General features: G+C 65.5%; 22 protein-coding genes and 2 pseudogenes. 7 read left to right on the forward strand and 17 right to left on the reverse strand.

Annotation, left to right across the window (positions count from 1 at the left end; translation table 11 throughout):
• Nucleotides 1–13: 13 nt before the first annotated feature.
• Together BLS61_RS15900 and BLS61_RS15905 are read right to left on the reverse strand one after the other, a co-directional pair.
• Entirely contained in the window at nucleotides 14–1996 is a 1983-nt protein-coding gene (locus BLS61_RS15900; RefSeq protein ID WP_090432420.1) for an alpha-1,4-glucan--maltose-1-phosphate maltosyltransferase, read from the reverse strand.
• Between the two features lie 143 nt (nucleotides 1997–2139).
• Nucleotides 2140–2646 carry an MgtC/SapB family protein gene (locus BLS61_RS15905; RefSeq protein WP_090432422.1) on the reverse strand — a complete coding sequence of 169 codons (507 nt, stop codon included), beginning with the start codon at nucleotides 2644–2646 and terminating at the stop codon, nucleotides 2140–2142.
• A gap of 150 nt (nucleotides 2647–2796) precedes the next feature.
• Between BLS61_RS15905 and BLS61_RS15910 the strand changes: the two genes are divergently transcribed.
• The gene (locus BLS61_RS15910; protein ID WP_090432424.1) at nucleotides 2797–3177 is read left to right on the forward strand and encodes a Rho termination factor N-terminal domain-containing protein; all 381 of its coding nucleotides are present in this window, start codon (nucleotides 2797–2799) and stop codon (nucleotides 3175–3177) included.
• Nucleotides 3178–3296: 119 nt separating this feature from the next.
• On the opposite strand, the gene BLS61_RS15915 is transcribed toward BLS61_RS15910, so the two are convergent.
• The 5 genes from BLS61_RS15915 to BLS61_RS15935 all read right to left on the reverse strand — a co-directional run bounded on the left by BLS61_RS15915 (nucleotide 3297) and on the right by BLS61_RS15935 (nucleotide 6797).
• Nucleotides 3297–3497: a hypothetical protein gene (locus tag BLS61_RS15915; RefSeq protein WP_090432426.1), complete on the reverse strand. Its 201-nt coding sequence runs from the start codon at nucleotides 3495–3497 to the stop codon at nucleotides 3297–3299.
• Complete coding sequence (locus BLS61_RS15920; protein ID WP_090432428.1) at nucleotides 3494–3916, reverse strand: hypothetical protein; 423 nt, start codon at nucleotides 3914–3916, stop codon at nucleotides 3494–3496. The genes BLS61_RS15915 and BLS61_RS15920 overlap by 4 nt, the downstream gene beginning before the upstream one ends.
• Nucleotides 3917–3986: 70 nt before the next feature.
• Nucleotides 3987–4331: a YgaP family membrane protein gene (locus BLS61_RS15925; RefSeq protein WP_090432430.1), complete on the reverse strand. Its 345-nt coding sequence runs from the start codon at nucleotides 4329–4331 to the stop codon at nucleotides 3987–3989.
• Between the two features lie 106 nt (nucleotides 4332–4437).
• Nucleotides 4438–5604 (reverse strand): zinc-dependent alcohol dehydrogenase, encoded by a 1167-nt coding sequence (locus BLS61_RS15930; protein ID WP_090432432.1) that lies wholly within the window; start codon nucleotides 5602–5604, stop codon nucleotides 4438–4440.
• Between the two features lie 56 nt (nucleotides 5605–5660).
• Nucleotides 5661–6797, reverse strand: coding sequence for a carboxylate-amine ligase (locus tag BLS61_RS15935; protein WP_090432434.1), 1137 nt, complete (start codon nucleotides 6795–6797; stop codon nucleotides 5661–5663).
• A gap of 160 nt (nucleotides 6798–6957) precedes the next feature.
• On the opposite strand from BLS61_RS15935, the gene BLS61_RS15940 reads away from it, so the two are divergent.
• Nucleotides 6958–8358, forward strand: coding sequence for an iron-containing redox enzyme family protein (locus BLS61_RS15940; protein WP_090432436.1), 1401 nt, complete (start codon nucleotides 6958–6960; stop codon nucleotides 8356–8358).
• 15 nt (nucleotides 8359–8373) lie between these two features.
• Entirely contained in the window at nucleotides 8374–9366 is a 993-nt protein-coding gene (locus BLS61_RS15945; protein WP_090432438.1) for a class I SAM-dependent methyltransferase, read from the forward strand.
• A gap of 336 nt (nucleotides 9367–9702) precedes the next feature.
• On the opposite strand, the gene BLS61_RS15950 is transcribed toward BLS61_RS15945, so the two are convergent.
• From BLS61_RS15950 to BLS61_RS15970, 5 genes and pseudogenes are all read right to left on the reverse strand, one after another.
• The gene (locus BLS61_RS15950; RefSeq protein WP_090432440.1) at nucleotides 9703–10173 is read right to left on the reverse strand and encodes a PA2171 family ribosome-binding persister protein; all 471 of its coding nucleotides are present in this window, start codon (nucleotides 10171–10173) and stop codon (nucleotides 9703–9705) included.
• Between the two features lie 78 nt (nucleotides 10174–10251).
• Nucleotides 10252–10422 carry a con-10 family general stress protein gene (locus BLS61_RS15955; protein WP_013715547.1) on the reverse strand — a complete coding sequence of 57 codons (171 nt, stop codon included), beginning with the start codon at nucleotides 10420–10422 and terminating at the stop codon, nucleotides 10252–10254.
• 92 nt (nucleotides 10423–10514) lie between these two features.
• Nucleotides 10515–11369 (reverse strand): SDR family oxidoreductase, encoded by an 855-nt coding sequence (locus BLS61_RS15960; protein WP_090432441.1) that lies wholly within the window; start codon nucleotides 11367–11369, stop codon nucleotides 10515–10517.
• Nucleotides 11370–11397: 28 nt separating this feature from the next.
• Nucleotides 11398–12261: pseudogene (gene galU, locus BLS61_RS15965) on the reverse strand (UTP--glucose-1-phosphate uridylyltransferase GalU).
• A gap of 146 nt (nucleotides 12262–12407) precedes the next feature.
• Nucleotides 12408–12578 carry a con-10 family general stress protein gene (locus tag BLS61_RS15970; protein ID WP_024308202.1) on the reverse strand — a complete coding sequence of 57 codons (171 nt, stop codon included), beginning with the start codon at nucleotides 12576–12578 and terminating at the stop codon, nucleotides 12408–12410.
• Nucleotides 12579–13032: 454 nt separating this feature from the next.
• Between BLS61_RS15970 and mqo the strand changes: the two genes are divergently transcribed.
• Nucleotides 13033–14679 carry a malate dehydrogenase (quinone) gene (mqo, locus tag BLS61_RS15975; protein ID WP_090432443.1) on the forward strand — a complete coding sequence of 549 codons (1647 nt, stop codon included), beginning with the start codon at nucleotides 13033–13035 and terminating at the stop codon, nucleotides 14677–14679.
• Nucleotides 14680–14701: 22 nt separating this feature from the next.
• On the opposite strand, the gene BLS61_RS15980 is transcribed toward mqo, so the two are convergent.
• Genes BLS61_RS15980 through gorA form a run of 3 tightly spaced genes read right to left on the reverse strand, consistent with a single transcriptional unit; the run spans nucleotide 14702 to nucleotide 17086 of the window.
• Complete coding sequence (locus BLS61_RS15980; protein ID WP_090432445.1) at nucleotides 14702–15094, reverse strand: VOC family protein; 393 nt, start codon at nucleotides 15092–15094, stop codon at nucleotides 14702–14704.
• A 2-nt stretch (nucleotides 15095–15096) separates the two neighbouring features.
• Complete coding sequence (locus BLS61_RS15985; RefSeq protein ID WP_090432447.1) at nucleotides 15097–15720, reverse strand: trimeric intracellular cation channel family protein; 624 nt, start codon at nucleotides 15718–15720, stop codon at nucleotides 15097–15099.
• A gap of 7 nt (nucleotides 15721–15727) precedes the next feature.
• Nucleotides 15728–17086 carry a glutathione-disulfide reductase gene (gene gorA / locus BLS61_RS15990; RefSeq protein WP_090432449.1) on the reverse strand — a complete coding sequence of 453 codons (1359 nt, stop codon included), beginning with the start codon at nucleotides 17084–17086 and terminating at the stop codon, nucleotides 15728–15730.
• Nucleotides 17087–17157: 71 nt separating this feature from the next.
• On the opposite strand from gorA, the gene BLS61_RS15995 reads away from it, so the two are divergent.
• Nucleotides 17158–17580, forward strand: a complete 423-nt coding sequence (locus BLS61_RS15995; RefSeq protein ID WP_090432451.1) for a VOC family protein — start codon at nucleotides 17158–17160, stop codon at nucleotides 17578–17580.
• 155 nt (nucleotides 17581–17735) lie between these two features.
• Here BLS61_RS15995 and galU (BLS61_RS16000) read toward each other — a convergent pair whose 3' ends face one another.
• Nucleotides 17736–18575 (reverse strand): UTP--glucose-1-phosphate uridylyltransferase GalU, encoded by an 840-nt coding sequence (galU, locus tag BLS61_RS16000; RefSeq protein ID WP_090432453.1) that lies wholly within the window; start codon nucleotides 18573–18575, stop codon nucleotides 17736–17738.
• Between the two features lie 42 nt (nucleotides 18576–18617).
• On the reverse strand, nucleotides 18618–19979 hold the full coding sequence (locus tag BLS61_RS16005) for a UDP-glucose dehydrogenase family protein (RefSeq protein WP_090432454.1): 1362 nt from the start codon (nucleotides 19977–19979) through the stop codon (nucleotides 18618–18620).
• A 271-nt stretch (nucleotides 19980–20250) separates the two neighbouring features.
• Between BLS61_RS16005 and BLS61_RS16010 the strand changes: the two are divergent.
• Both BLS61_RS16010 and BLS61_RS16015 read left to right on the forward strand, forming a co-directional pair.
• A pseudogene (locus BLS61_RS16010) lies at nucleotides 20251–22052 on the forward strand (thiamine pyrophosphate-requiring protein).
• 28 nt (nucleotides 22053–22080) lie between these two features.
• The gene (locus tag BLS61_RS16015; protein WP_090432456.1) at nucleotides 22081–23055 is read left to right on the forward strand and encodes an SDR family oxidoreductase; all 975 of its coding nucleotides are present in this window, start codon (nucleotides 22081–22083) and stop codon (nucleotides 23053–23055) included.
• Nucleotides 23056–23062 lie beyond the last annotated feature (7 nt).

Raw genomic sequence — 23062 nt, forward strand, 5'->3', positions numbered from 1 at the left:
GGTACTCCGTTGTTCAGCGGGCGGTCTGGATTCGCCAGATGCCGAAAGGCAGGTGCCAGGGTTCGATGCGCATCCACTGCACCTTGCCGTGCCAGGTCCAGCGGTGGCCGTTCATCAGGTCTTCGCCGTGCAGATCGGCATCGTCGGGCAGGCCCAGCTCCCACAGCGGCAGTTCGAAATGCGCTTCCTGGGCGTGGTGCGGATCGAGGCTGATGGCCACCAGGATGAAGTTGCTCAGATCGGCGGTGCGTTTGCCGAAATAGAGAATGTTGTCGTTCCACGCGGTGTAGGCCTGGAAGCCCAGATGGGTCTGCAGCGCCGGGTTTTCGCGGCGGATCTGGTTGAGTCGGGCGATCTCGGCGTTGATGTTGCCCGGCCCCTGGTAGTCGCGCGGGCGCAGCTGGTACTTCTCCGAATCGAAGTACTCCTCCTTGCCCGGCACCGGCTCGGCCTCGCACAGCTCGAAGCCCGAATACATGCCCCACAGCCCCGAGCCCATGGTCGCCAGCGCGGCGCGAATGAGAAAACCGGGGCGGCCGTTGCGCTGCAGGAAAAAGGGGTTGATGTCCGGCGTGTTGACGAAGAAGTTCGGTCGGTAGCAGTCGCGCCATGGCGGCTGGTTCAACTCGGTGAAATAGGCCTGCAGCTCGGCCTTGGTGTTGCGCCAGGTGAAGTAGGTGTAGCTCTGGCTGAAGCCGAGCTTGCCCAGGCGTGCCATCATCGCCGGGCGGGTGAATGCCTCGGAAAGGAAGATCACCTCGGGGTGACGCGCTCGCACGTCGGCGATCAGCCATTCCCAGAACGGCATCGGCTTGGTGTGCGGGTTGTCGACGCGAAACAGCGTCACGCCCTGCTCCACCCAGCCCAGCACCACGTCGCGCAGTGCCAGCCACAGGTCGGGCATGGCGTCTTCGGCATAGAACTCGACGTTGACGATGTCCTCGTACTTCTTCGGCGGGTTCTCGGCATGGCGGATGCTGCCGTCCGGGCGCCAGCTGAACCAGCCGGGGTGCTGCTTGAGCCAGGGGTGATCGGGCGAGCACTGCACGGCGAAATCCAGCGCCACTTCCAGCCCGTGCTCACGCGCCACGCGCACCAGCTGGCGAAAATCCTCAAGGCTGCCGAGCTGCGGGTGCACGGCCTCGTGGCCGCCCTCCTCGCTGCCGATGGCATAGGGGCTACCGGGGTCGTCCGGGCCAGCCTTGAGGCTGTTGTTAGGCCCCTTGCGGTGGGTCCGGCCGATGGGATGGATGGGCGGGAAATACAGCACGTCGAAGCCCATCCGGGCGATTTCCGGGACGCGCGCATGCACGTCGGCGAAGGTGCCGTGGCGGCGCTCGTCGCCCAGCGAGCGGGGAAACAGCTCGTACCAGCTGGCGAACTCGGCCAGGCCGCGCTCGACGTCCAGCGGGTAGTTGGGCGTACGCAGCAGATGCGGACGATATTCGGCGCGGCGCATCAACTCGTTGACCGCCGGGTCGATCAGCACGGCCTCGCGCTCGGCCTGCGATTGCGCGGCCTCCATGCGCTCGATCAACGCCGCCAGCTCGGGCTGTACCTGCTGCGGGGCCTGCGCGGCGATGCGCCGTACCAGCTGCGCGCCCTCCTGCAGTTCGAGGTCCACCGGCACGCCGGCGCCAAGCTTCTTCACCAGTTCCTGGCGAAAGCTGGCGTATACGTCCAGCCAGGCCTCGATGGCGAATTCGCCGCGGCCCATCTGCTCGATGAGCAGCGTGGCGCTCCAGCGGTCGTTGCCCAGCGCCTGCATGGGCGCGCGTTGCCAGCTGGCTGCGCCGCTGGCCCGCCATAGCAGGTCGGCGGCCAGCTGCTCGTGGCCATCGCTGAAGATCACCGCACTGACCGGCAGAGGCCGGCCGCACAGGCATTTGCTGGCGAAGCGGCCACCCTCCACGATCGGCTGTACCGCTTCGATGGCCAGCCGTGGCTGGGCGATGGCGTGGGTGACGGTCTGATCGGCATGCTGCGGGGACGGCATCGTTCCTGGCTCCTCTAACGCCTGGCAGACGTGTTCGAAGGGGTTGGCGGGAGCAGGCGTCAGCGTGTGTGACGCCGCGCCTGTCAAAAATTCCGAGGCCGGCGCGGCGGGAAAAGTTCAGGCAGTTTTTGCCCGGAGCCGGGTCACTCTCCGGCCTGGTCGTCGGGCTTGGTCCTGGTACCTGGATCGACCATCAGCGGCATCAGGTGCAGCACCACCAGCACGATCACCGTGGACAGCACCGCGGTGGCCTCGCGGCCGAGGCCGACCGCCACGCCGATGGCGGCCGAGGCCCACAGGCCGGCGGCGGTGGTCAGGCCCTTGACGTCGGAGATGTTCTGGCCCTTGAGGATGGTGCCGGCGCCGAGAAAGCCGACACCGGCGGCGATGCCCTGGATCACCCGGCTCATGGCGTCGGCTTCGGCGCCGTCCTGTTCCAGGGCCATGACGAAGATCGCCGCGCCCAGGCACACCAGCATGTGCGTGCGCATCCCGGCGGCCTTGCCCATCAGCTCGCGCTCGTAGCCGAGCAGCCCGCCAAGGAACATGGCCAGAACCAGGCGCAGCGTGGCGCGGGTGATGTGTTCCACCTGGGCGAGGTCGGAGAACTCCTGCACCAGGGTGGTGAGAATTCGCTCGTATACGTCCATCGTCGTTCGATCTCCAGAGGTGCTGTTCTTCTGAGCGGCGCAGGCGCCCAGAGGTTCGCTTGATCCTCACTGCCGGCCATCCGAAAGCGGGAACCTATGCCGCTGGGCGCATTCCCTTGTCTGGAGTTCAAGACAATCGGGAGAAGGCTCATGCCCCGTGGCAGCAAGGACAAATACAGCGACAAGCAGAAGCGCAAGGCCGAGCACATCGAGGACAGCTACAAGGAACGCGGCGTCGCGCCGGACGAAGCCGAGGCACGCGCCTGGGCCACGGTCAACAAGCAGTCCGGCGGCGGCGACAAGGCCGGTGGCTCGGGACGCAAGACCAGTGCGGCCAGCAAGGAAGCTGCCCGCAAATCTTCGGCGCGGCGCGCAGCAGCCACCCGCGAAGGCACGCCGCGGCCCGGTCAGCGCCTGGAGGCGATGAGCAAGAGCGAACTGCTGGAGCTGGCGCGCAAGCGCGACATCGCCGGACGCTCGCGCATGCGCAAGGAGGAGCTGCTGCAGGCGCTGCGCAAGGCCAGCACCTGAGGCACGTTGCCTCCTCGGGCAGTGACTCGGTCGACCTGAAGATCTCGTCATTCCCGCGCAGGCGGGAACCCAGAAGTACCCTGCGAGCCGGGCTCCCGCCTACGCTGCGGTGACGTTTATCAAGACGCCAGTTCGCGTTCACGCTCCACGCGCTCGCCGCAATCGCAGCCGGCGCTCTGGCACTGGACCATGCCCTTGGGATGGCGCTGCATGCAGGCCTCGCAGCAGTACACCAGATCATCGCCCGCAACTTCATGTACCCACTCGCGGGAATCGACCGCACAAGCGCAATGCGGACAGGCGCAGGTCGCTGCGCTCATGGCTCGCGCTCCCCGTCGCCGGGCACGACATCGTCGCTCCAGGGCTTGCCGTCGAGCGGTGCCGAACGTGCCAGCTCTGCTTCATCGAGGCCGAAGCCTCCTCCTACCTGGGTCTCGTCGACCACGCTGAGTTCTTCATCCAGAGGACGATCACCACCACGTTCGAGTGGCGAGCGCGCGCCGCTGTCATCGATCAGGGTATCGGGGCTGAGGTCGTCGAGGCTGACGTTGTCCTCGTGCTCACTCTGGCCGAGCGTGGCGGCGCCGGTCAGGCCGATCTGCTCCTGCGCGCCCTCCGTGCCATCGCCATCCTGCCGCTGCGGTGGCTCGCCGGTGGCGAAGCTGTCCTGATCATCGCTGAAGTCCAGCGCCTGCTCGTCGATGGGTTGAGGGTCGGAACCTGAAGTGGTGTCTTTCATCGGATGCCTCCTTCGATCGATAAGGGTACCGGGGCGACGGCGCATTCGCGCCATCGCCTGGACGCTCGGTTCAAGGCGAGATGGGATCGCTGGCCGGGAAGGTTTCCTCGACGGCATGATCCAGGCGGTTCTCCTGGCGCCCTTTCAGGCTGTCCATTTCCTTCTGCAGGCGCGGCAGCGCAGCACGCAGTTCGGCCACGCGCTCGCGCAGGCACTCCAGCTCGCTCTTGGGGTCGCTGATCAGCCCCTTGATCACGCAGTGGCCGCTCAGCCCGCGCTGCAGCAGTGCCGCGCCGCCAAGGGCCTTGAGCACACCCGAAGTGCCGCCCTGGCAGACACCGGCGACGATGGCAGTAGCACCCGTGGCGAGCGAGACAGCACGTTCCAGACGATGGACGTTTTGGGTCAGTGACATGGCGTTTCTCCTGATGGTTGCATGACGATTGCCGATAGCGGCGCCCGTGAGATTTAGAAAGCCGCGCGGGCGCCAAAGGTTCAGAGAATCGGGCCGGCGGCCCACGTCAGGGCCGCAGAATCACCTTGCGGCACTGCTCGCGGCGCGCATCGAACAGGCGATAGCCCTCGGCCGCATCGGCCAGGGGCATGCGGTGGCTGATGATGATTTCCGGTTTCAGCTCGCCGCGCTGGATGTGCTCCAGCAGCGTCGGCAATAGCGGATGCACGTGGGTCTGGCCCATCTTGAAGGTCAACCCCTTGTCGAAGGCATCGCCGAACAGGAAGCCGTGGATGAAGCCGGCATAGACGCCCGGCACGCTGACCGTGCCGCCGCGGCGCACCGCCGCGATGCACTGGCGCAGCGCCACGCCGCTGCTGGCTTCCAGCTTGAGCGTGGTCAGCACGGTTTCGGTAAGGCTGCCCTTGGCCTCGAAGCCCACCGCATCGATCACCGCATCCACGCCGCGATGCCCGGGGGTCTGCTCGATGATGGCGCTGGCCGGGTCGTCGATCACATCGAAGTTGATCGGTATCACGCCGTAGGTCTGCTGGGCATAGGCCAGCCGGTAATCGTGATGGTCGACCATGAAGATCTGCTCGGCACCGAGCATTCGCGCGCAGGCGGCGCTCATCAGTCCGACCGGGCCGGCACCGTAGATCGCCACGCGACTGCCGGGTTTGACGCCGGCGTTGACCACCGCCTGGTAGCCGGTGGGCAGGATGTCGGTGAGAAACAGCACCTGCTCGTCGTCGAGCACGTCCGGCACCTTGAACGGCCCGGCATTGGCCTTGGGCACGCGCACCAGTTCGGCCTGCCCGCCCGGCACGCCGCCATACAGGTGGCTGTAGCCGAACAGCGCCGCACCTGGCGGAATCTGCTTCTTGTTGAGGATCGCGCCGCGCCCGGGGTTGGTGGTTTCGCACGCCGCGTGCAGGTCCAGCTGGCAGAAGAAGCAGTCGCCGCAGGCGATGACGAAGGGCACGATGACCCGGTCGCCCTTGCTCACCGCGGTGACCTGCGGGCCGACCTCCTCGACCACGCCCATGAATTCGTGGCCGAAGATGTCGCCGTCCTTCACCTGCGGAATCTTGCCGCGATACAGGTGCAGGTCGGAGCCGCAGATCGCCGTGGCGGTGACGCGCAGGATGATGTCATCGGGCTGCTCGATGACCGGGTCGGGCACCCGTTCCACCCTGACGTCGCGGCTGCCGTGATAGGTCAATGCTTGCATGAGGCTTCTCCCGGATTAGGCATGTTCCTATTCCGAAATCGCCGCCGGGCAGATGTTCAGGCTATTTGCCGAACGTCCTGCAGGGCCGTCTGGCGCAGCAGCGCATCGACCACCGCGCAGGCGGCGGCGCGGTGATCGGCGCCACCGCTGCGGGCGCGGCGATACAGGCCGAGCTGCGCTTCGGCGCTGCCACCGAGGCGTGCCAGCCTGCGCGCATGGCCCACGATCCAGCGCTCGTCCGCCGGGATCTGCTCGGCGATGGCGGCCAGCAGCTGCTCCAGCCAGGCGGCGAACGGCAAGGTGCTCTGGCTGCGCGGCTCGATGAACAGTCCGCGCAGGCCGCGGCGCTTGGCACGCCAGCGATTTTCCAGGGTCAGGATGCGCGTCAGCGGATCGTCGAACCAGTCGTGGTGCGGCGCCTGCAGCGCATGCGCGAGCATGGCGCGGAACAGCCCGGCGATGCACAGGGCGTCGTCCAGTTGCGGACAGGCGTCGGCGATGCGCAGCTCCAGCGTGGGAAAGCGCAACGACGGGCGGATGTTCCACCACAGGTTGACGGCCGAGCCGATGCAGTCGGTATCGGTCATCACCTTCAGGTAACGCTGGTACTCGGCGTCATCGCGAAAGTGGTCGGGAATGCCCATGCGCGGCCATTCATCGCAGACCGCCTGGCGATAGCTCATCAGCCCGCAGGGCCGGCCGTCCCAGAACGGCGAGGACGCGCTCAGCCCGAGCAGCAAAGGCAGCCAGGGCGTCAGCCGGTTCATCAGGCGGATGCGATCGACGCCCTCCGGCACCCCCACGTGCACGTGCAGGCCGGCCAGCACGCTGCGGCTGGCGACGATGCGGTAATCGTCGAAGATCGCCCGGTAGCGCGCCATGTCGGTGGCCTGCACGCTGCGCCATTGCCCCAGCGGATGGGTGCCGGCGGCGAGAATGCCGCAACCGAACTCGCAGGCCAGCTCGGCCATGGTGCGGCGCGCCTGGCCGAGAAAGTCGCGCGCCTGCTCGAGGCTGTGCAACACCGGGGTCACCACCTCGAACTGGGCGGCGAACATCTCTCGCGTCACCCGCTGGCCCAGCGCGCGGCGACTGGATACGGCAAAGGCCTCGACCCCACGCTGCGCCACGCAGCGGCTTGCCAGGTCGGTGAGAAAGTACTCTTCCTCGATGCCGAAGGTGCTCGTGGTCATGACCCGCCTACTCCCATGATTCCTGCAATTGAGGGCAGCCGTGCGGCTTGGGTTCAACCTGTTTGACGCAGCGGCGGGCGGGGCGAATTTAGGTGGAATCTTTGTTCGGGCACAGCCCTCCTAAGCAGAACATGGCCCCGATTTTCAGGAGACTTGATCCATGTCGATCGCCAGTTTCATCGACACGCCCGCCGCGCAGCGCATTTCCTTCGTGGCTGCCACCGGTCCCTGGCAAAGCCTATATCGCCAGTTGCTGGACGAGCCCGAGCCGGGTCATCCGCAGGCCCGGGAGTTTCTTCTGGAATGCCTGCAGGAAGCCGCCCGGCTGCCCTGTGACTTGCCGAACAGCCCCTTCGAGCTGGCCGACTGGTCGCTTCGCCATCACCAGCGCGTGACGGCCGACTATGCCCGCTACCTCGACGGGCGTCGTTCGGGCCAGGGGCGCCGCTACTTTCCGCGCAAGGCCCATGCCCTGCACTTTCTCCGCGCCGTGGCGCCGACCAAGCTGGTCGACGGCGCCTGGCTCTACGGTGCCCTGCCCCACTGGCGCGATCACCGCGTGTATCCACTGGTGCGCACCTATCTGGAAGAGCTGGGCGACGGGGTTGCCGAGCAGAATCACGTGTTGCTCTACCGCCAGCTGCTGGCCAGCCAGGGCTGCGAGGATGCGCTGGAACTGGACGACGCGCTGTATCGTCAGGGCGCCATCCAGCTCGCGCTGGGGCTGCTGATCGACGAGTTCCTGCCGGAGGTGATCGGCTACAACCTGGGCTACGAGCAGTTGCCGCTGCACCTGCTGATCAGCGCCTTCGAGCTCAACGAGCTGGATATCGATCCCTATTATTTCCAGCTGCACGTGACCATCGACAACGGCTCCAGTGGCCATGCCGCCAAGGCGGTGCAAAGCGTGCTGGACAACCTGCCGCGGGTCGGCGACGCGCAGGCCTTCTACCAGCGCGTCATGCGGGGCTATCTGCTCAACGACCTGGGTGTCGGTTCCACCGCCGTGATCGAGGGCTTCGACCTGCAGCAGGAGCTGCTACAGATGCTCGAACGCAAGCGCAAGGTGGCCAGCCAGGTGCACTCCGACTATTGCCGCATCGAAGGGCGCACGGTGAACCAGTGGCTGGGCAGCGCCGACAACCTGGGCGGTTTTCTCGAGGCGCTGCAGCGCAACGGCTGGATAAGACGCGACAGGGACCCGGCCGACAGCCGTTTCTGGCGTCTGGTGCAGGGTCAGGGCGCCGCCATGTTCGGCGTGTTCAGCCCCTACGAGCGCCAGCTGCTGCACGACTGGATCGCCGGCCAGTGGCAGCCGGCCGAGCAGCGTCCGCCATTTCGCGCACGCCGCACCAGTCAGGTCGCCACGCCTCCCGACGCCACCGCGCAACAGGGCGAGCTGGACCGCGAGCGCCGCGAGATGCTCGGGCAACTGCGCGGCCTGGACGCCTATCGACGCGAATGCCGCCTGATCGAACTGCTCTCGCCCGCCCAGCACTGGACCAGCGCCGGCCTGGCCGCCACCCGCAGCTTCACGGCGCTGATGCGACAGCCGCGCTGAATCAGGAGTTCACCCATGCCCGAACAGACCCTCGACATCCCGCAAGACCTCGCGCTGCTGCGCCTGGGCAGCCTGCTGCGCGAGCGCGGCTACCGCTTCGTCACCCCCACGCCGCTGACCCATCAGCAGGTCAACCAGCGTGCCGGCAATGCACTGGCGAACGACCTGCGCGACGTGTTCGGCTGGAGCCGCCCCTTCGCCACCGGCACGCTCGACGAGGACATCGTCGCGCTCATGGAACAGGCGCAGGTGCTGCAGCCCCACCCCCAGGGCTGGATCAGCCGGGTACGCTTCTCCAGCCTGGGCGAGGACCTCTACGTGCACTCGCGCTTTCCCACCGAGGACAGCGACGCGGTGTTCTTCGGCCCTGATACCTACCGTTTCACCCGCCTGCTGCGCGATTACCTGGCGCATGCCGAGCAGCCATTGCGGCGCATCGTCGATATCGGCTGCGGCGCCGGCCCGGGCGCGATCACCGCGGCGCAGCTGCGCCCGCACGCCGAGGTCATGGCGCTGGATATCAACCCCAGGGCCCTGGCCATGACGTGCGTGAATGCGCGCCAGGCCGGTGTCCACAACCTGCGGGTGCAGCACAGCGACCTGCTGCGCGACGTGGACGGGCAGTTCGACCTGATCGTCGCCAACCCGCCCTACATGCTCGATGCGCAACAACGCACCTACCGTCATGGCGGCGGCAAGCACGGCGCCGGACTGTCTCTGGCGATCTTCGATACGGCGATGGAGCGACTGGCCCCCGGCGGTACGCTGTTGCTGTACACCGGCGTGGCGATATTCGCCGGCGAGGACCCTCTGTTCGAGGCCATACGCTTGTCGCTGCGCGACACCGGCTGGGACTGGGACTACCAGGAAATCGATCCGGACGTGTTCGGCGAGGAGTTGCAGAAGCCGGCCTACGCCGAGGCCGAGCGTATCGCCTGCGTGGCGTTGCGGCTGACCTACCAGCCCGGTCAGCCTCAGCGCCAGGAAACAGCCGCGACTAATGCGTAATGCCGTTCACTTAAGGTTCACTTGAGGTTGCACGCGTGTGGCTCCCCTCTCCCATTCATGGGAGAGGGGCTGGGGGAGAGGGCTGAAGACATCACTAAAACTGCCGGTTTTCCCCTCTCCCTGACGGAGTGAAGGACTAATCGCGTCCGACCATTTCTTGATCGAACAGCATTCCACTACTAACGCGGGAGTTTGGGTAAGCCGCAGGTTCCGGATTCCCGCCAAGGCGGGAATCACGGTCTTCCAGCGCTTCCCCTGGGGGCCTCGCTCTTTCGACCGAGCCTTCGGCGAACCCGGCCATAAAGGCGCCTGCCAGGCAGGCGCCTTCATGCGGCTTCAGGCCGCGTCGGCCTGGATGCTGCTCTTGAGGGACTTGCGCAGCACTTCCATCGACTCGCCCAGCTGCTCCAGCTGCTGTTTGCTCAGCAGCTTGCGCGCCTGCGGGAACATGTCGCGCTCCTCTTCCTCGATATGGTGTTCGAGCAGCTCCTTGAGCACCTTGACCCGGCCGGAGAACTCGATGGTCGAGGGCGGCGTTTCCTTGATGTCGGGCAGCACCAGCGCTTCGACGGCGCGGTGTTCTTCCTTGGCCTCGACGGTCATTACGGCGTCATCCTTGCTGCCGGCCTGGCGGAAGGCCGGATAGAAGATCTGCTCTTCGAGTTCGGTATGAATCTTCAGTTCCTGCTCGATCTTGGCAAGCAGCTTCTTGCGCGTCTGCACCGCGCGTTCGGTGGTTTCCTCGAGCTTGCCCAGCAGGTCTTTGACGGTTTCGTGGTCCTTCTTCAGCAGTTCGATGGCATTCATCGTCTTGCTCTCCTCAGGTCTGCCAATCACATCGTTATAAAGACCCGGGCCCGCTAGCAGCGGGCCCAGAGGTGACGATCACGAGTCGCGAGCGCCATGGCTTTTCTGGCCACCCTTGCGTCCGGCCTCGGACGCTCTCTGGCGGTCATTGGCGAAGTTGCCGCCGCTGTTCTTGCCGCCCTTGCGTCCGGCTTCGGAAGCCTTTTCACGATCGTTTGCGAAGTTACCCGGATTCTTGTTGGTCGCCATTGCTGGTGCCTCCTGAGAGTTTTTTCGCGAGGCGTTATTGCCTCCACATAAATTCAGGCAGGCGCTTCGCCGACTCGTTCAGGCTTTTTTCATCAGCCATTGACCACGCTGCCACCGTTTACATGGAGCATCTGCCCGGTGACGTAGGAGGCGTCGTTGCTGGCCAGATAGACGAATGCCGGCGCCACTTCCGAGGGCTGTCCGGGACGGCCCAGCGGTGTTTCGGCACCGAATTCGGCGACCTTGTCGGCGCTGAAGGTGGACGGGATCAAAGGGGTCCAGATCGGCCCCGGAGCCACGCCGTTGACGCGGATGCCGCGCGGCGCCAGGTTGATCGACAGCGAACGGGTGAACGAGGTGATCGCGCCCTTGGTGGAGGAATAGTCGAGCAGCATAGGGTTGCCCTTGTAGGCCGTCACCGAACTGGTGTTAATGATGCTCGCCCCCGGTTGCAGGTGCGGCAGCGCGAGCTTGGTCAGATGGAACATGGCGAAGATGTTGGTGCGGAAGGTCCGCTCCCACTGCGCCTCCTCGAGTGCTTCGAGGTTGTGCTCGGGGTGCTGCTCGCCGGCATTGTTGATGAGGATGTCGATGCGCCCCCATTTGGCGATCACCGCATCGATCACGCACTGGCAGAAGCTGCCGTCGCCCACGTCACCGGCCAGGGCGATGGCCTCGCCGCCGTGCCGGTTCACTTCGTCGAGGGTTTTCTGCGCGTCCTCATCTTCGTCGAGATAGACCAGGGCGACCTTGGCGCCCTCCAGGGCGTAATGCACGGCGACGGCGCGGCCGATGCCGCTGTCGCCGCCGGTGATGATCGCCACCTTGCCGGCCAGCTTGCCGGCGGCGCGGTAATCGTCGGCCAGGTAGACCGGTTCGGGGTGCATGGCGTGTTCGACGCCAGGTTGCCGCTCCTGATGCTGAGCGGGCAGGGTCTTGTCATTCATCGTTCATTCCTCCCTTCAGGGTAAGCGTTCAGACGGCCTGCAGACGTGGGCTGGCCGTCACCGGGTGGGTTTTATGACGATTGTCGAAGCAGAAATTGGTGGCCTGCACGTAGCCTTCGGCCGAGCCACAGTCGAAGCGGCGGCCCTTGAACTTGTAGGCCAGCACGCAGCCCTGCTGGGCCTGCTTCATCAGCGCGTCGGTGATCTGGATCTCGCCGCTCTTGCCCGGTTCGGTCTGCTCGATCAGTTCGAAGATATCCGGGGTCAGGATGTAGCGACCGATGATTGCCAGGTTCGACGGCGCATCTTCCGGGTTGGGTTTTTCCACCATCCGCTCGATGCGGAAGATGTCGTCACGCAATGCTTCGCCGGCGATCACGCCGTAACGCGAAACCTCTTCCATCGGCACTTCCTGGATGGCGACGATGGAGCAGCGGAACTGCTCGTAGAGCTTGACCATCTGGGTAAGCACACCGTCGCCTTACAGGTTCAGGCACAGGTCGTCGGCCAGCACCACGGCGAAGGCCTCGTCGCCGATCAGCGAGCGGCCGGTGAGAATGGCATGACCGAGACCTTTCATCTCGATCTGGCGGGTGTAGGAGAAGGTGCACTGGTCGATCAGGTGGCGCACCCCGCTCAGGGATTTTTCCTTGCCGGTGTTGGAGATCTCGTGCTCCAGCTCGTAGCTGATGTCGAAGTGATCCTCCAGCGAGCGCTTGCCACGACCGGTGACGATGGCGATTTCGTGCAGCCCGGCTTCGAGCGCTTCCTCGACGCCATACTGGATCAACGGGGTATCGACGACCGGGAGCATTTCCTTGGGCATCGACTTGGTGGCGGGAAGAAAACGGGTGCCGTAACCGGCGGCGGGGAACAAGCATTTCTTGATCATGGGTTCTGTACCAATGTGAGTGACTCGGTACTAGAACTTGACCTGCCCGAAACCTTGGCGGTTCAAGGTATTTCGCGCGTTTGCCGTTTCGTTGCGCAAGAGGGAAAGGAGGCCCGTAGCGGGCCTCCCCCAGGCTACGCAATCAATCAACTGCGGCCCCCACCGTGGCTGTTCTGGCCACCCTTGCGGCCTGCCTCGGAGGCTTTTTCACGGTCATTGGCGAAGTTGCCGCCGCTGTTCTGACCGCCTTTCTTGCCTGCTTCGGAAGCCTTCTCACGATCGTTTGCGAAGTTGCCAGGGTTCTTGTTGGTGCTCATGACGTTTCTCCTCAGTGATGGGCAGAATTGCCCGTGCACTGAGTTGGAGAAAGTGCCCTGCGCGGATGTTCAGCCTTTTTTTCCGCCTCGCTCGGCAATCGCTGACGAGCGGTCATGCCGGTTTCTGCTCACGCCATCCTTGCCTGCAGCCCTCGCCGTTACGCTCGATGCGTGCACAGCGAAACCGCTGCAGCCGCTCTGCTGCGCACTCGCGCGCCGGCTCAGGACGCTCGTCGGAAGAGCCATGAAAACCTCGCGCCGGCGGTTGCCTGCCGCGTGCAAATCGCGAAGCTGGCGACAGCCACCGAGACCGCCAGCCAGCGCTGCAGCGAAGCGCCCCGAACGGCAGCGCCTGCCATTCGTCGCTTCGGGCGACCCATGCCTGCCGCTGGCAGTCCCTAGTTGCTATGGGGCCACGCGTGGCCATGCGGTAATCGGCGTTGGAGGTAATGGAATGAACATCAGGATCGGGCTGGCCGGCCTGGCCATGGCGATGGGCTGCACGCCCCTTCAGGCGCAGGAGCCGAAGAAGGTGGACGTGCTGCTCATTGGCGGCGGCATCATGAGTTCCACCCTGGCGGTATGGCTCGCCGAACTGGAGCCGCAATGGTCGATGGAGATGATCGAGCGTCTGGATGCGGTCGCCGAGGAGAGCAGCAACGGCTGGAACAATGCCGGCACCGGCCACTCGGCCCTGGCCGAGCTGAACTACACGCCGGAGGACAAGGACGGCAACATCAACATCAGCAAGGCCATCGAGATCAACGAATCCTTCCAGGTCACCCGGCAGTTCCTCGCCTGGCAGGTGCGCCAGGGCGTGCTGGGAAATCCGCCCTCCTTCATCAACAGCACGCCGCACATGAGCTTCGTCTGGGGCGACGACAACATCCGCTTCCTGAGGAAACGCTACGAGGCCCTGCAGGCCAGCCCGCTGTTCAGCTCCATGGAGTACTCCGAAGACCCGGAGCAGATTCGCAACTGGGTGCCGCTGATGATGGCCGGGCGCGATCCGCAGCAGAAAGTCGCTGCCACCTGGTCGCCGGATGGTACCGACGTCAACTTCGGCGAGATCACCCGCCAGTTCGTCGGCCATCTGCAGCAGCAGGACAACTTCTCCCTGCGCCTGTCCACCGAAGTTCGCGACATCAGCCGCAACGACGACGGCACCTGGCGCGTGGTCTTCCGCAATCTCGACGACGGCAGCGAAGGCAGCACCGATGCTCGCTTCGTCTTCGTCGGCGCAGGCGGCGGTGCGCTGACGCTGCTGCAGAAGTCCGCCATTCCCGAGGCCGAGGACTATGGCGGCTTCCCGGTGGGCGGCTCGTTCCTGGTGACCGAGAACCCGCAAATCGCCGTGCGCCACATGGCCAAGGCCTACGGCATCGCTCCCACCGGCGCGCCGCCGATGTCGGTGCCGCACCTCGATACCCGCGTGCTCGATGGCAAGCGCATGATCCTCTTCGGCCCGTTCGCCACCTTCTCCACCAAGTACCTCAAGCAGGGCTCCTACTGGGACCTGTTCGGCAGCATGACCACCCGCAACGTCTGGCCGATGACCAAGGTCGGGCTCAGCGAATTCAGCCTGGTGCGCTACCTGATCGGCCAGGTCATGCAGTCCGACGATGACCGTTTCCAAGCGCTGCAGGCCTACTACCCGGAAGCCAAGAAGGATGACTGGCGCCTGTGGCAGGCGGGCCAGCGCGTGCAGATCATCAAGCGCGATGCGGACAAGGGCGGCGTACTGAAGCTGGGCACCGAGGTGGTCGCTGCCGCGGACGGCAGCATCGCCGGCCTGCTCGGCGCCTCGCCCGGAGCCTCCACGGCGGCGCCGATCATGCTCGATCTGTTGCAGCGCGCCTTCAAGGAGCCCTTCGCGTCGCCTGCCTGGCAGGAAAAGATCCGCGAGATCGTGCCCAGCTACGGCAACAGCCTCAACGAGAATCCAGAGCAGTTTCAGGCGATCTGGCGCTCCACCAGCAGGCTGCTGCAACTGGCGACGGCCGATGCCGAGGTCGAGGACGAAGCCGGCCCTGGCAACCTGCAGCCCATCGACCAGTCGCGGGAAACCGCCAGGGATCTGGACCCGGAGCTTTCGCCCTGAATCGCGCAGAAGCGGGTGCGCTCTACTCGGGCGCAGCCTCGAGGTAACGGCTCACCTCGATCAGGTTGCCGTCCGGGTCGCGAAAGTACACCGACTCGATAGGCCCCACCGCGCCGGTGCGCGCCACCGGCCCCTCTTCCACCGTCACGCCCTGCTCGGCCAGATGAGCCATGACACGCTGCAATGGCCAGTGGGTGATCAGGCACAGGTCGATGGCGCCCGCTGTCGGCCTGGCGGCCTTGGGCTCGAACTCGCGCCCGAACTGGTGCAGGTTGAACTTCTGCCGGCCGAACACCAGGGCGCTGCGCCCGGCACCGAAACGCTCGTGGCGCATGCCCAGGACGCGCTCGTAGAACGCGACGGTGGCGTCGATATCCGCCACCGTCAGGACCAGGTGGTCGAGTCTGTCGATCATGCTCAATACCGGTCCAGCAGGTGGAAGCGCGGCAGGCCGAGATGCCAGTGGATTGCCGCCAGGCGCGCGCCCAGCACCACCAGCATGGCCGCGCCGGTGTCCAGCCAGTGCGGCGTGCCCAGGGCACGCAGGCCAATGAAGGTCAGCGCGCCGGCGATGCAGGCCGTGGCGTAGATTTCCTTCTGGAAGATCAGCGGAATCTCGTTGCACAGCACGTCGCGAATCACCCCGCCGACCACCCCGGTCATCACCCCCATGATCACCGCCGTGCTGATCGGCGTGCCGTGCTGCAGCGCCAGCTCGGTGCCGTACACGGTGAAAACGGCGAGGCCGAAGGCGTCGGCGATCAGCAGGCCCTTCTCGTGGATCGGCCGTGTCATGCGCACCCAGACCACCGTGCCCAGCGCCGCCAGGGAGGCGACGAGGATGTAGGTGTCGTCGCGAATCCAGCTGACCGGATGATTGTCCAGGATCAGGTCGCGCAGCGTGCCGCCACCGAGGGCGGTGACGATGGCCATCACCAGCACGCCGAACAGGTCCATGGACTTGCGCCCCGCCATCAGTGCCCCGGTGATGGCGAACACCGCAACGCCGAACAGGTCGGCCACGTAGAAAAGCTTTTCCATGCTGTCCTCAGCGGCTGACCGGCGTACGCAGGGTGACGAACTCTTCGGCAGCGCTCGGGTGCACACCGATGGTCTCGTCGAAGATCTGCTTGGTGGCACCGGCCTTGAGCGCGATGGCCAGGCCCTGGACGATCTCGCCCGCGTCCGGGCCGACCATATGGCAGCCGAGCACGCGGTCGCTGTCGGCATCGACCACCAGTTTCATCAGGGTGCGCTCCGGGTTCTCGGTCAGCGTCAGCTTCATCGGGCGGAAGCGGCTCTCGAAGATTTTTACCCGGTGCCCGTCTTCAATGGCCTGCTCTTCACTGAGGCCCACGGTGCCGATATTCGGCAGGCTGAACACGGCGGTGGGGATCATGCGGTAGTCCAGCGGCCGGTATTCCTCGGGCTTGAACAGCCGACGCGCCACGGCCATGCCTTCGGCCAGAGCAACCGGAGTCAGTTGCACACGGCCGATCACATCACCAAGGGCGAGAATCGAGGGCGTGGAGGTCTGGAACAGGTCATCGACTTCTATATAGCCACGCTCGTCCAGCTTGACCTCGACGTTCTCCAGGCCGAGGTTGTCCAGCATCGGCCGGCGACCGGTGGCGTAGAACACGCAATCGGCCTCCAGTACGCGGCCGTCCTTGAGCGTGGCCGCGAGGCTGCCGTCGGCGCGTTTTTCGATGCTGGCGATGTCGGCGTTGAACTGCAGATCAAGGCCCTTCTTGCTCAACTCGTCGCGCAGGTGCTCGCGGACCGCACCGTCGAAGCCGCGCAGGAACAGCTCGCCGCGATACAGCAGCGACGTCTGCGCGCCCAGGCCATGGAAGATCGAGGCGAACTCCACGGCGATATAGCCGCCGCCCACCACCAGTACGCGCTTGGGCAGTTGCTCGAGGAAGAACGCCTCGTTGGAGCTGATGGCGTGCTCACGCCCGGGAATGTCGGGAATCTGCGGCCAGCCCCCGGTGGCGATGAGGATGCGTTCGGCGCTATGCCGCTGGCCGTTGACCTCGACGGTGTGGGCATCGACGATGCGCGCATGACCTTCGAACAGACTGACGCCGCTGTTGGTCAACAGGTTGCGGTAAATGCCGTTGAGGCGCTGGATCTCGCGGTTCTTGTTGGCGATCAATGTCGCCCAGTCGAAGTTCGCTTCGCCCAGTGACCAGCCGAAACCTGTGGCCTGCTCGAAGTCCTCGGCGAAGTGCGCGCCATACACCAGCAGCTTTTTCGGTACGCAGCCGACGTTGACGCAGGTGCCGCCGAGGTAGCGGCTCTCGGCCACCGCGACGCGGGCACCAAAACCAGCGGCGAAGCGCGCCGCACGTACGCCGCCTGAACCGGCGCCGATCACGAACAGGTCGAAGTCGTAACTCATTGGGGGTATCTCCTTGGCAGATGGGGAGCATACCGTAAAGGCCAGCGCTAAGCTGAAAGCAGGAGGTGGATATGCGCCCTACCCTGACTCATCTCGCCCTGCATGTACCCGATCTCGATGCCTGCATCGCCTTCTACGCGCAATTCTGCGGCATGCAGGTGATCCACGAGCGCCCCGGCAAGGGCACGCGCATCGTCTGGATGGCCGAACCGGGCAAGGAGCACCAGTTCATCTTCGTTATCATGCCCGGCGGCCAGGACCGCAATCTGGCCGCCAACGACTACAGCCACTTCGGCTTCGCCCTGGGCAGCCGCGAGGAAGTCGACCGCATCGCCGCCCTGGCCGAGCGCGAAGGCTGCCTGATCTGGCCGCCTCGTGACGAGCCCTATCCGGTCGGCTACTACTGCGGCCTGCGCGATCCTGCCGGCAACTACGTGGAATTCAGCTACGGCCAGCCACTGGGGCCAGGTTCGGAACAGATGCCAATTCCCTGAAATGCAAAACGCCACCCGAAGGTGGCGTCAGTTGGCGCATCAAAGCACCGATTCGGTAGGAGCGGCGCCCCGCCGCGAACCTGGGCGACGAGACAGCGCAAGGCTTCGACCCGAGGCGGGGCTCCTACGAAAGGCTGCTCTGATAGGCAGTCGTATCAGAACGCCTTGCCGGTCTTGTACAGGTGCTCGAAGCAGAAGTTGGTCGCGTCGATGTAACCCTCGGCGCTGCCGCAGTCGAAACGCTGGCCCTTGAACTTGTACGCCATCACGCAGCCCTGCTGGGCCTGGCGCATCAGCGCGTCGGTGATCTGGATCTCGCCGCCCTTGCCCGGCGGCGTGCTGCGGATCAGATCGAAGATGTCCGGGGTGAGGATGTAGCGACCGATGATCGCCAGATTCGACGGCGCGTCCTCGGGCTTGGGCTTCTCCACCATGTTGCTGACGCGGTAGATGTCCTCGCGGATCATCTCGCCGGCGATCACGCCGTACTTGGAGGTCTCGTCGCGGGGCACTTCCTGGATCGCGACGATGGAGCAGCGGAACTGGTTGTACAGCTTGACCATCTGCGCCAGTACGCTGTCGCCTTCCAGGTTCAGGCACAGGTCGTCGGCCAGGACCACGGCGAAGGGCTCGTCACCGATCAGCGGCTGACCGCAGAGGATGGCGTGGCCCAGGCCTTTCATCTCGACCTGACGGGTGTAGGAGAAGCTGCACTCGTCGATCAGGCGACGAATACCCACCAGGTATTTTTCCTTGTCGGTGCCCTTGATCTGGTGCTCGAGCTCATAGCTCACGTCGAAGTGGTCTTCCAGCGCGCGCTTGCCGCGGCCGGTGACGATGGAGATCTGGTTGAGACCGGCCTCCAGTGCCTCTTCGACGCCGTACTGGATCAGTGGCTTGTTCACCACCGGAAGCATTTCCTTGGGCATTGCCTTGGTCGCTGGCAAAAAGCGGGTGCCGTAACCGGCAGCGGGGAACAGGCATTTCTTGATCATGGGACTCCCAGATGGGGATGGTTGGAATGCGCGCTCAGTCTATCAAGCCGCGCTGGCCTTACAACTGCCGCTTGCAGGCCGCCCGATGCCCCGATAGAGAAAACCCAGCTCCGCCAGCTGTTCGGCCTCGTAGATGTTGCGCCCGTCGAACAGCACCGGCATGCGCATGGCGCCGCGAATGCGTGGGAAATCCGGCTGGCGAAACTGCTTCCATTCGGTCACCAGCACCAGCGCATCGGCGCCCTGGGTAACGGCATAGGGTGATTCGCTCAGCACCAGCTGCCCTGACTGGACGGCCTCGGGGTAACGCGCGGCGACAGCGGCGGTTGCCGCCGGATCGCAGGCCTGCACCCTGGCGCCGGCGATCAGCAGCGCCTCGAGCAGCACCAGGCTCGGCGCTTCGCGCAGATCATCGGTACCGGGCTTGAATGCCAGGCCCCAGAGCGCGACGACCCGGCCCTGCAGGTGGCCGTTGAAGTGCTCGCGCAGGGCCTGGAACAGCAGGGTCTTCTGCAGCGCATTGCGCGCCTCGACCGCACGCAGGATGACCGGCTCGATACCCTCGTGCTCCGCGGTGCGGATCAGCGCCTTGACGTCCTTGGGGAAGCACGAACCGCCGTAGCCGCAGCCAGCATAAATGAAGTGCGTGCCGATGCGCCGGTCGCTGCCGATGCCGCGGCGCACTTCCTCGATATCGACACCCAGGCGAGCACAGATGCCGGCCATCTCGTTGATGAAGGAAATCTTGGTCGCCAGGAAAGCGTTGGCCGCGTACTTGCTGAACTCGGCGGCACGCACACCCATGCACAGCAGGCGGTCATGATTGCGCAGGAACGGCGCATACAGTCTGCGCAGCAGCTCACGCCCGCGCTCGTCTTCACAGCCGACGATGACCCGGTCTGGGCGCATGAAGTCCTCGACCGCCGAGCCCTCCTTGAGGAATTCCGGGTTGCTGGCAACGCTCACCCGCACGCGCTTGCCTCGACGCGCCAGGCCGGCGTTGATGCGCTGCTCGACGCGTTCGGCGGTGCCCACCGGCACGGTGGATTTATCGACGATCAGGCAGGCGTGCTCCAGCCGCTCGCCCAGCTCATCGGCGACCGCCAGCACGTGTGAAAGGTCTGCCGAACCGTCCTCGCCACTGGGCGTGCCCACGGCGATGAAGATGATCTCGGCGCGGCGGATGCCGCTATTGAGCTGGGCGCTGAAACTGAGCTGCCCGCTGGCCAGTTGCGCCCGCAGCATGCTTTCCAGCCCGGGCTCGTAGATCGGCACCTCACCCTGGGCAAGCCTGGCGACGCGCTGCGGGTCACGCTCGACGCAGATCACCTGATTGCCCATCTCGGCAAAGCAGGTGGCCGTGACCAACCCGACGTATCCCGCTCCTATCACGCATATCTGCATCGCAGCATCCTCCAGGCGTTTGCTGCGATTGCAACCAATCGCGGTGGCAGGGATGTGACGAAATGGCGAAGCAATGGTGACAGGCGCCGGCCGTGCCGCTCGGTCGGCGCCGAAGCACCGCGACCTGCCTGCCGGCCTGGGAACGGGGATAAAACAGTAGAAACTTCCGTGGCCGCCTCACGTCCACCACTAATCAGTGGTCACGACAGCGGCGAGCGGCCTTGCCGGCGCTGCCTCGTCTGACCCGAACTCGATCGAACGGAGGATGCAGATGACCACGACAGTCGGAGATTTCATCGTCGAGCGGCTTTACCAGTGGGGAGTACGGCGTATCTACGGCTATCCCGGGGACGGCATCAATGGCGTGTTCGGCGCACTCAACCGGGCCGATGGCAAGATCCGCTTCATCCAGGCCCGCCACGAAGAGATGGCCGCCTTCATGGCTGCGGCCGATGCCAAGTTCTCCGGCCAGCTGGGGGTCTGCATCGCTACCTCGGGGCCCGGCGCGACCCATCTGCTGACCGGCCTGTACGACGCGCGCATGGATCATATGCCGGTGCTGGCAATTACCGGCCAGCAGGCGCGCACCGCGCTCGGCGGGCATTACCAGCAGGAGCTGGACCTGGTTTCGGTGTTCAAGGACGTCGCTGGCGCCTTCGTCCAGCAGGCCAGCGCGCCGGCGCGCCGGCGCAGGTGCGGCATCTGATCGACCGCGCCATCCGCACCGCCCTCGGCGAGCGGCGGGTGACGGCGATCATCCTGCCCAACGACCTGCAGGAAGCCGAGTACGAGGAGCCACCGCACAAGCACGGCACCGTGCACAGTGGCATCGGCTACAGCCACCCGCGCGTCGTACCCTTTGAAGCGGATCTGCAGCGCGCTGCCGAGGTCCTCAACAGCGGCCAGAAGGTCGCCATACTGGTAGGCGCCGGGGCGCTGAATGCCGGCGATGAGGTCTTCGAAGTGGCGCAGAAACTCGGCGCCGGGGTGGCCAAGGCGCTGCTCGGCAAGGCTGTGCTGCCTGACGACCTGCCCTGGGTCACCGGTTCCATCGGCCTGCTCGGTACGGTGCCGAGCTACAGGATGATGGAGCAGTGCGACACCCTGCTGATGATCGGCTCGGGCTTCCCCTACTCCGAATTCCTGCCCAAGGAGGGCCAGGCCCGCGGCGTACAGATCGACATCCAGCCGGACATGCTCAGCCTGCGCTATCCCATGGAGGTCAATCTGCAGGGCGATGCCGCGCAAACCCTGCGCGCCCTGCTGCCGCTGCTGCAGGACAAGCAGGACCACAGCTGGCGCACCACTATCGAGGACTGGCGCAGCGACTGGGACCAGACCCTGGAAAGCCGCGCCATGGTCTCTGCCAAGCCGATCAACCCGCAGCGGGTGGTCTACGAGCTGTCGCCGCGCCTGCCGGAGCGCGCCGTGGTCACCTGCGACTCCGGCTCCTGCGCCAACTGGTATGCCCGCGATCTGAAGATACGCCGCGACATGCTCTGCTCGCTGTCCGGCGGCCTGGCCTCGATGGGCGCGGCGGTGCCCTATGCCATCGCCGCCAAGTTCGCCCACCCGGACCGTCCGGTGATCGGCCTGGTGGGTGACGGCGCCATGCAGATGAGCAATCTGGCCGAGCTGATCACCGTGGCCAAGTACTGGCGCGAATGGGACAACCCGCAGTGGGTGCTGGCGGTGTTCAACAATCAGGACCTCAACCAGGTCACCTGGGAGCAGCGGGTGATGGAGGGCGATCCGAAGTTCGCGGCGTCGCAGGACATTCCCGACGTGCCCTACCATGCCTTCGCCAATTCCATCGGCCTGACCGGCGTGCTGGTCGAGCGTGAAGAGGATGTCGGCCCGGCCTGGGAGCAGGCTCTCGCTGCGGATCGTCCGGTGCTGCTGGAATTTCGCACCGATCCGGATGTCCCACCGTTGCCGCCGCATATCAGCCTGGAGCAGGCCAAGCAGTTCGCCTCCACCCTGCTGCAAGGCGACCCGGACCAGCGCGGCATCCTCGCGCAAACCGCCAGGCAATTGTTCGGTTCGCTGCTGCCGGGCAAGCGCAAGAAATGATCCTGCCCATCGTCGAGAGGCTGCCTGAATGAAGAGAAACGATTGTCCGCTGGTGGTGATCTGCGGGGCCAGCGCCGGTGTCGGCCGCGCCACCGCGCATGCCTACGCGGCCGCGGGCTATGCCGTCGGCCTGCTGGCTCGCAGCGACGAGGGCCTGGCAGGCGCGGTGGAGGAGCTGCAGGCCTATGGCGTGCCGACGTTGGCGATCAGCGTGGACGTCGCCGATGCTGCTGCCGTCGCACAGGCGGCGCAACGCTGCGAGGCCGAGCTGGGCGCCATCGAGGTGTGGATCAACTCGGCGATGGTCACGGTGTTCGCCGCGATCGAGCAATTGACGCCGGAGGAGATCAGGCGGGTGACCGAGGTCACCTACCTGGGCGCCGTGCATGGCACGCTGGCGGCGCTCGATCTGATGCGCACGCGCGACCGTGGGGTGATCATCCAGGTGGGGTCGGCGCTGGCCTATCGCGCCATTCCCCTGCAGTCGGCCTATTGCGGGGCGAAGTTCGCCCTGCGCGGCTTCACCGACTCGCTGCGCTGCGAACTCATTCATCAGGGCAGCAAGATCAAGGTGTGCATGGTGCAACTGCCCGCGATCAATACCCCGCAGTTCGACTGGGCGCGCAACAAGCTGGGTAACCGCGTGCAACCCGTGCCGCCCATTCATGATCCGGCGGTCGCGGCGCGCGCCATTCTCAGCGTCGCTAGCGCACCGCCGAGGGAACTGTGGGTCGGCCTGCCAACGCTCAAGGCCATCATCGGCACCCAGTTATTTCCGGGTCTGCTCGATTGGCTTCTGGCGCGCCGCGCATGGCAGGGGCAGTTGGACGAAGGCCAGGCGCAATCGGCAGACGACAACCTGTTTCACCCCGTCGCCGGTTTGCACGAGGTACGCGGACGCTTCACCCGCGGTGCGCGCGGGCACGCATTGGCCTTGAGCTCCAGCCGAGTGGTCGCCCTGCTCGCAGCCTGTGCGGCCCTGCTCGTCTTGTTGCTGATCTGAGCGCCAG

It is taken from the genome of Ectopseudomonas guguanensis, assembly GCF_900104265.1.
GTDB classification, from domain to species: domain Bacteria; phylum Pseudomonadota; class Gammaproteobacteria; order Pseudomonadales; family Pseudomonadaceae; genus Aquipseudomonas; species Aquipseudomonas guguanensis.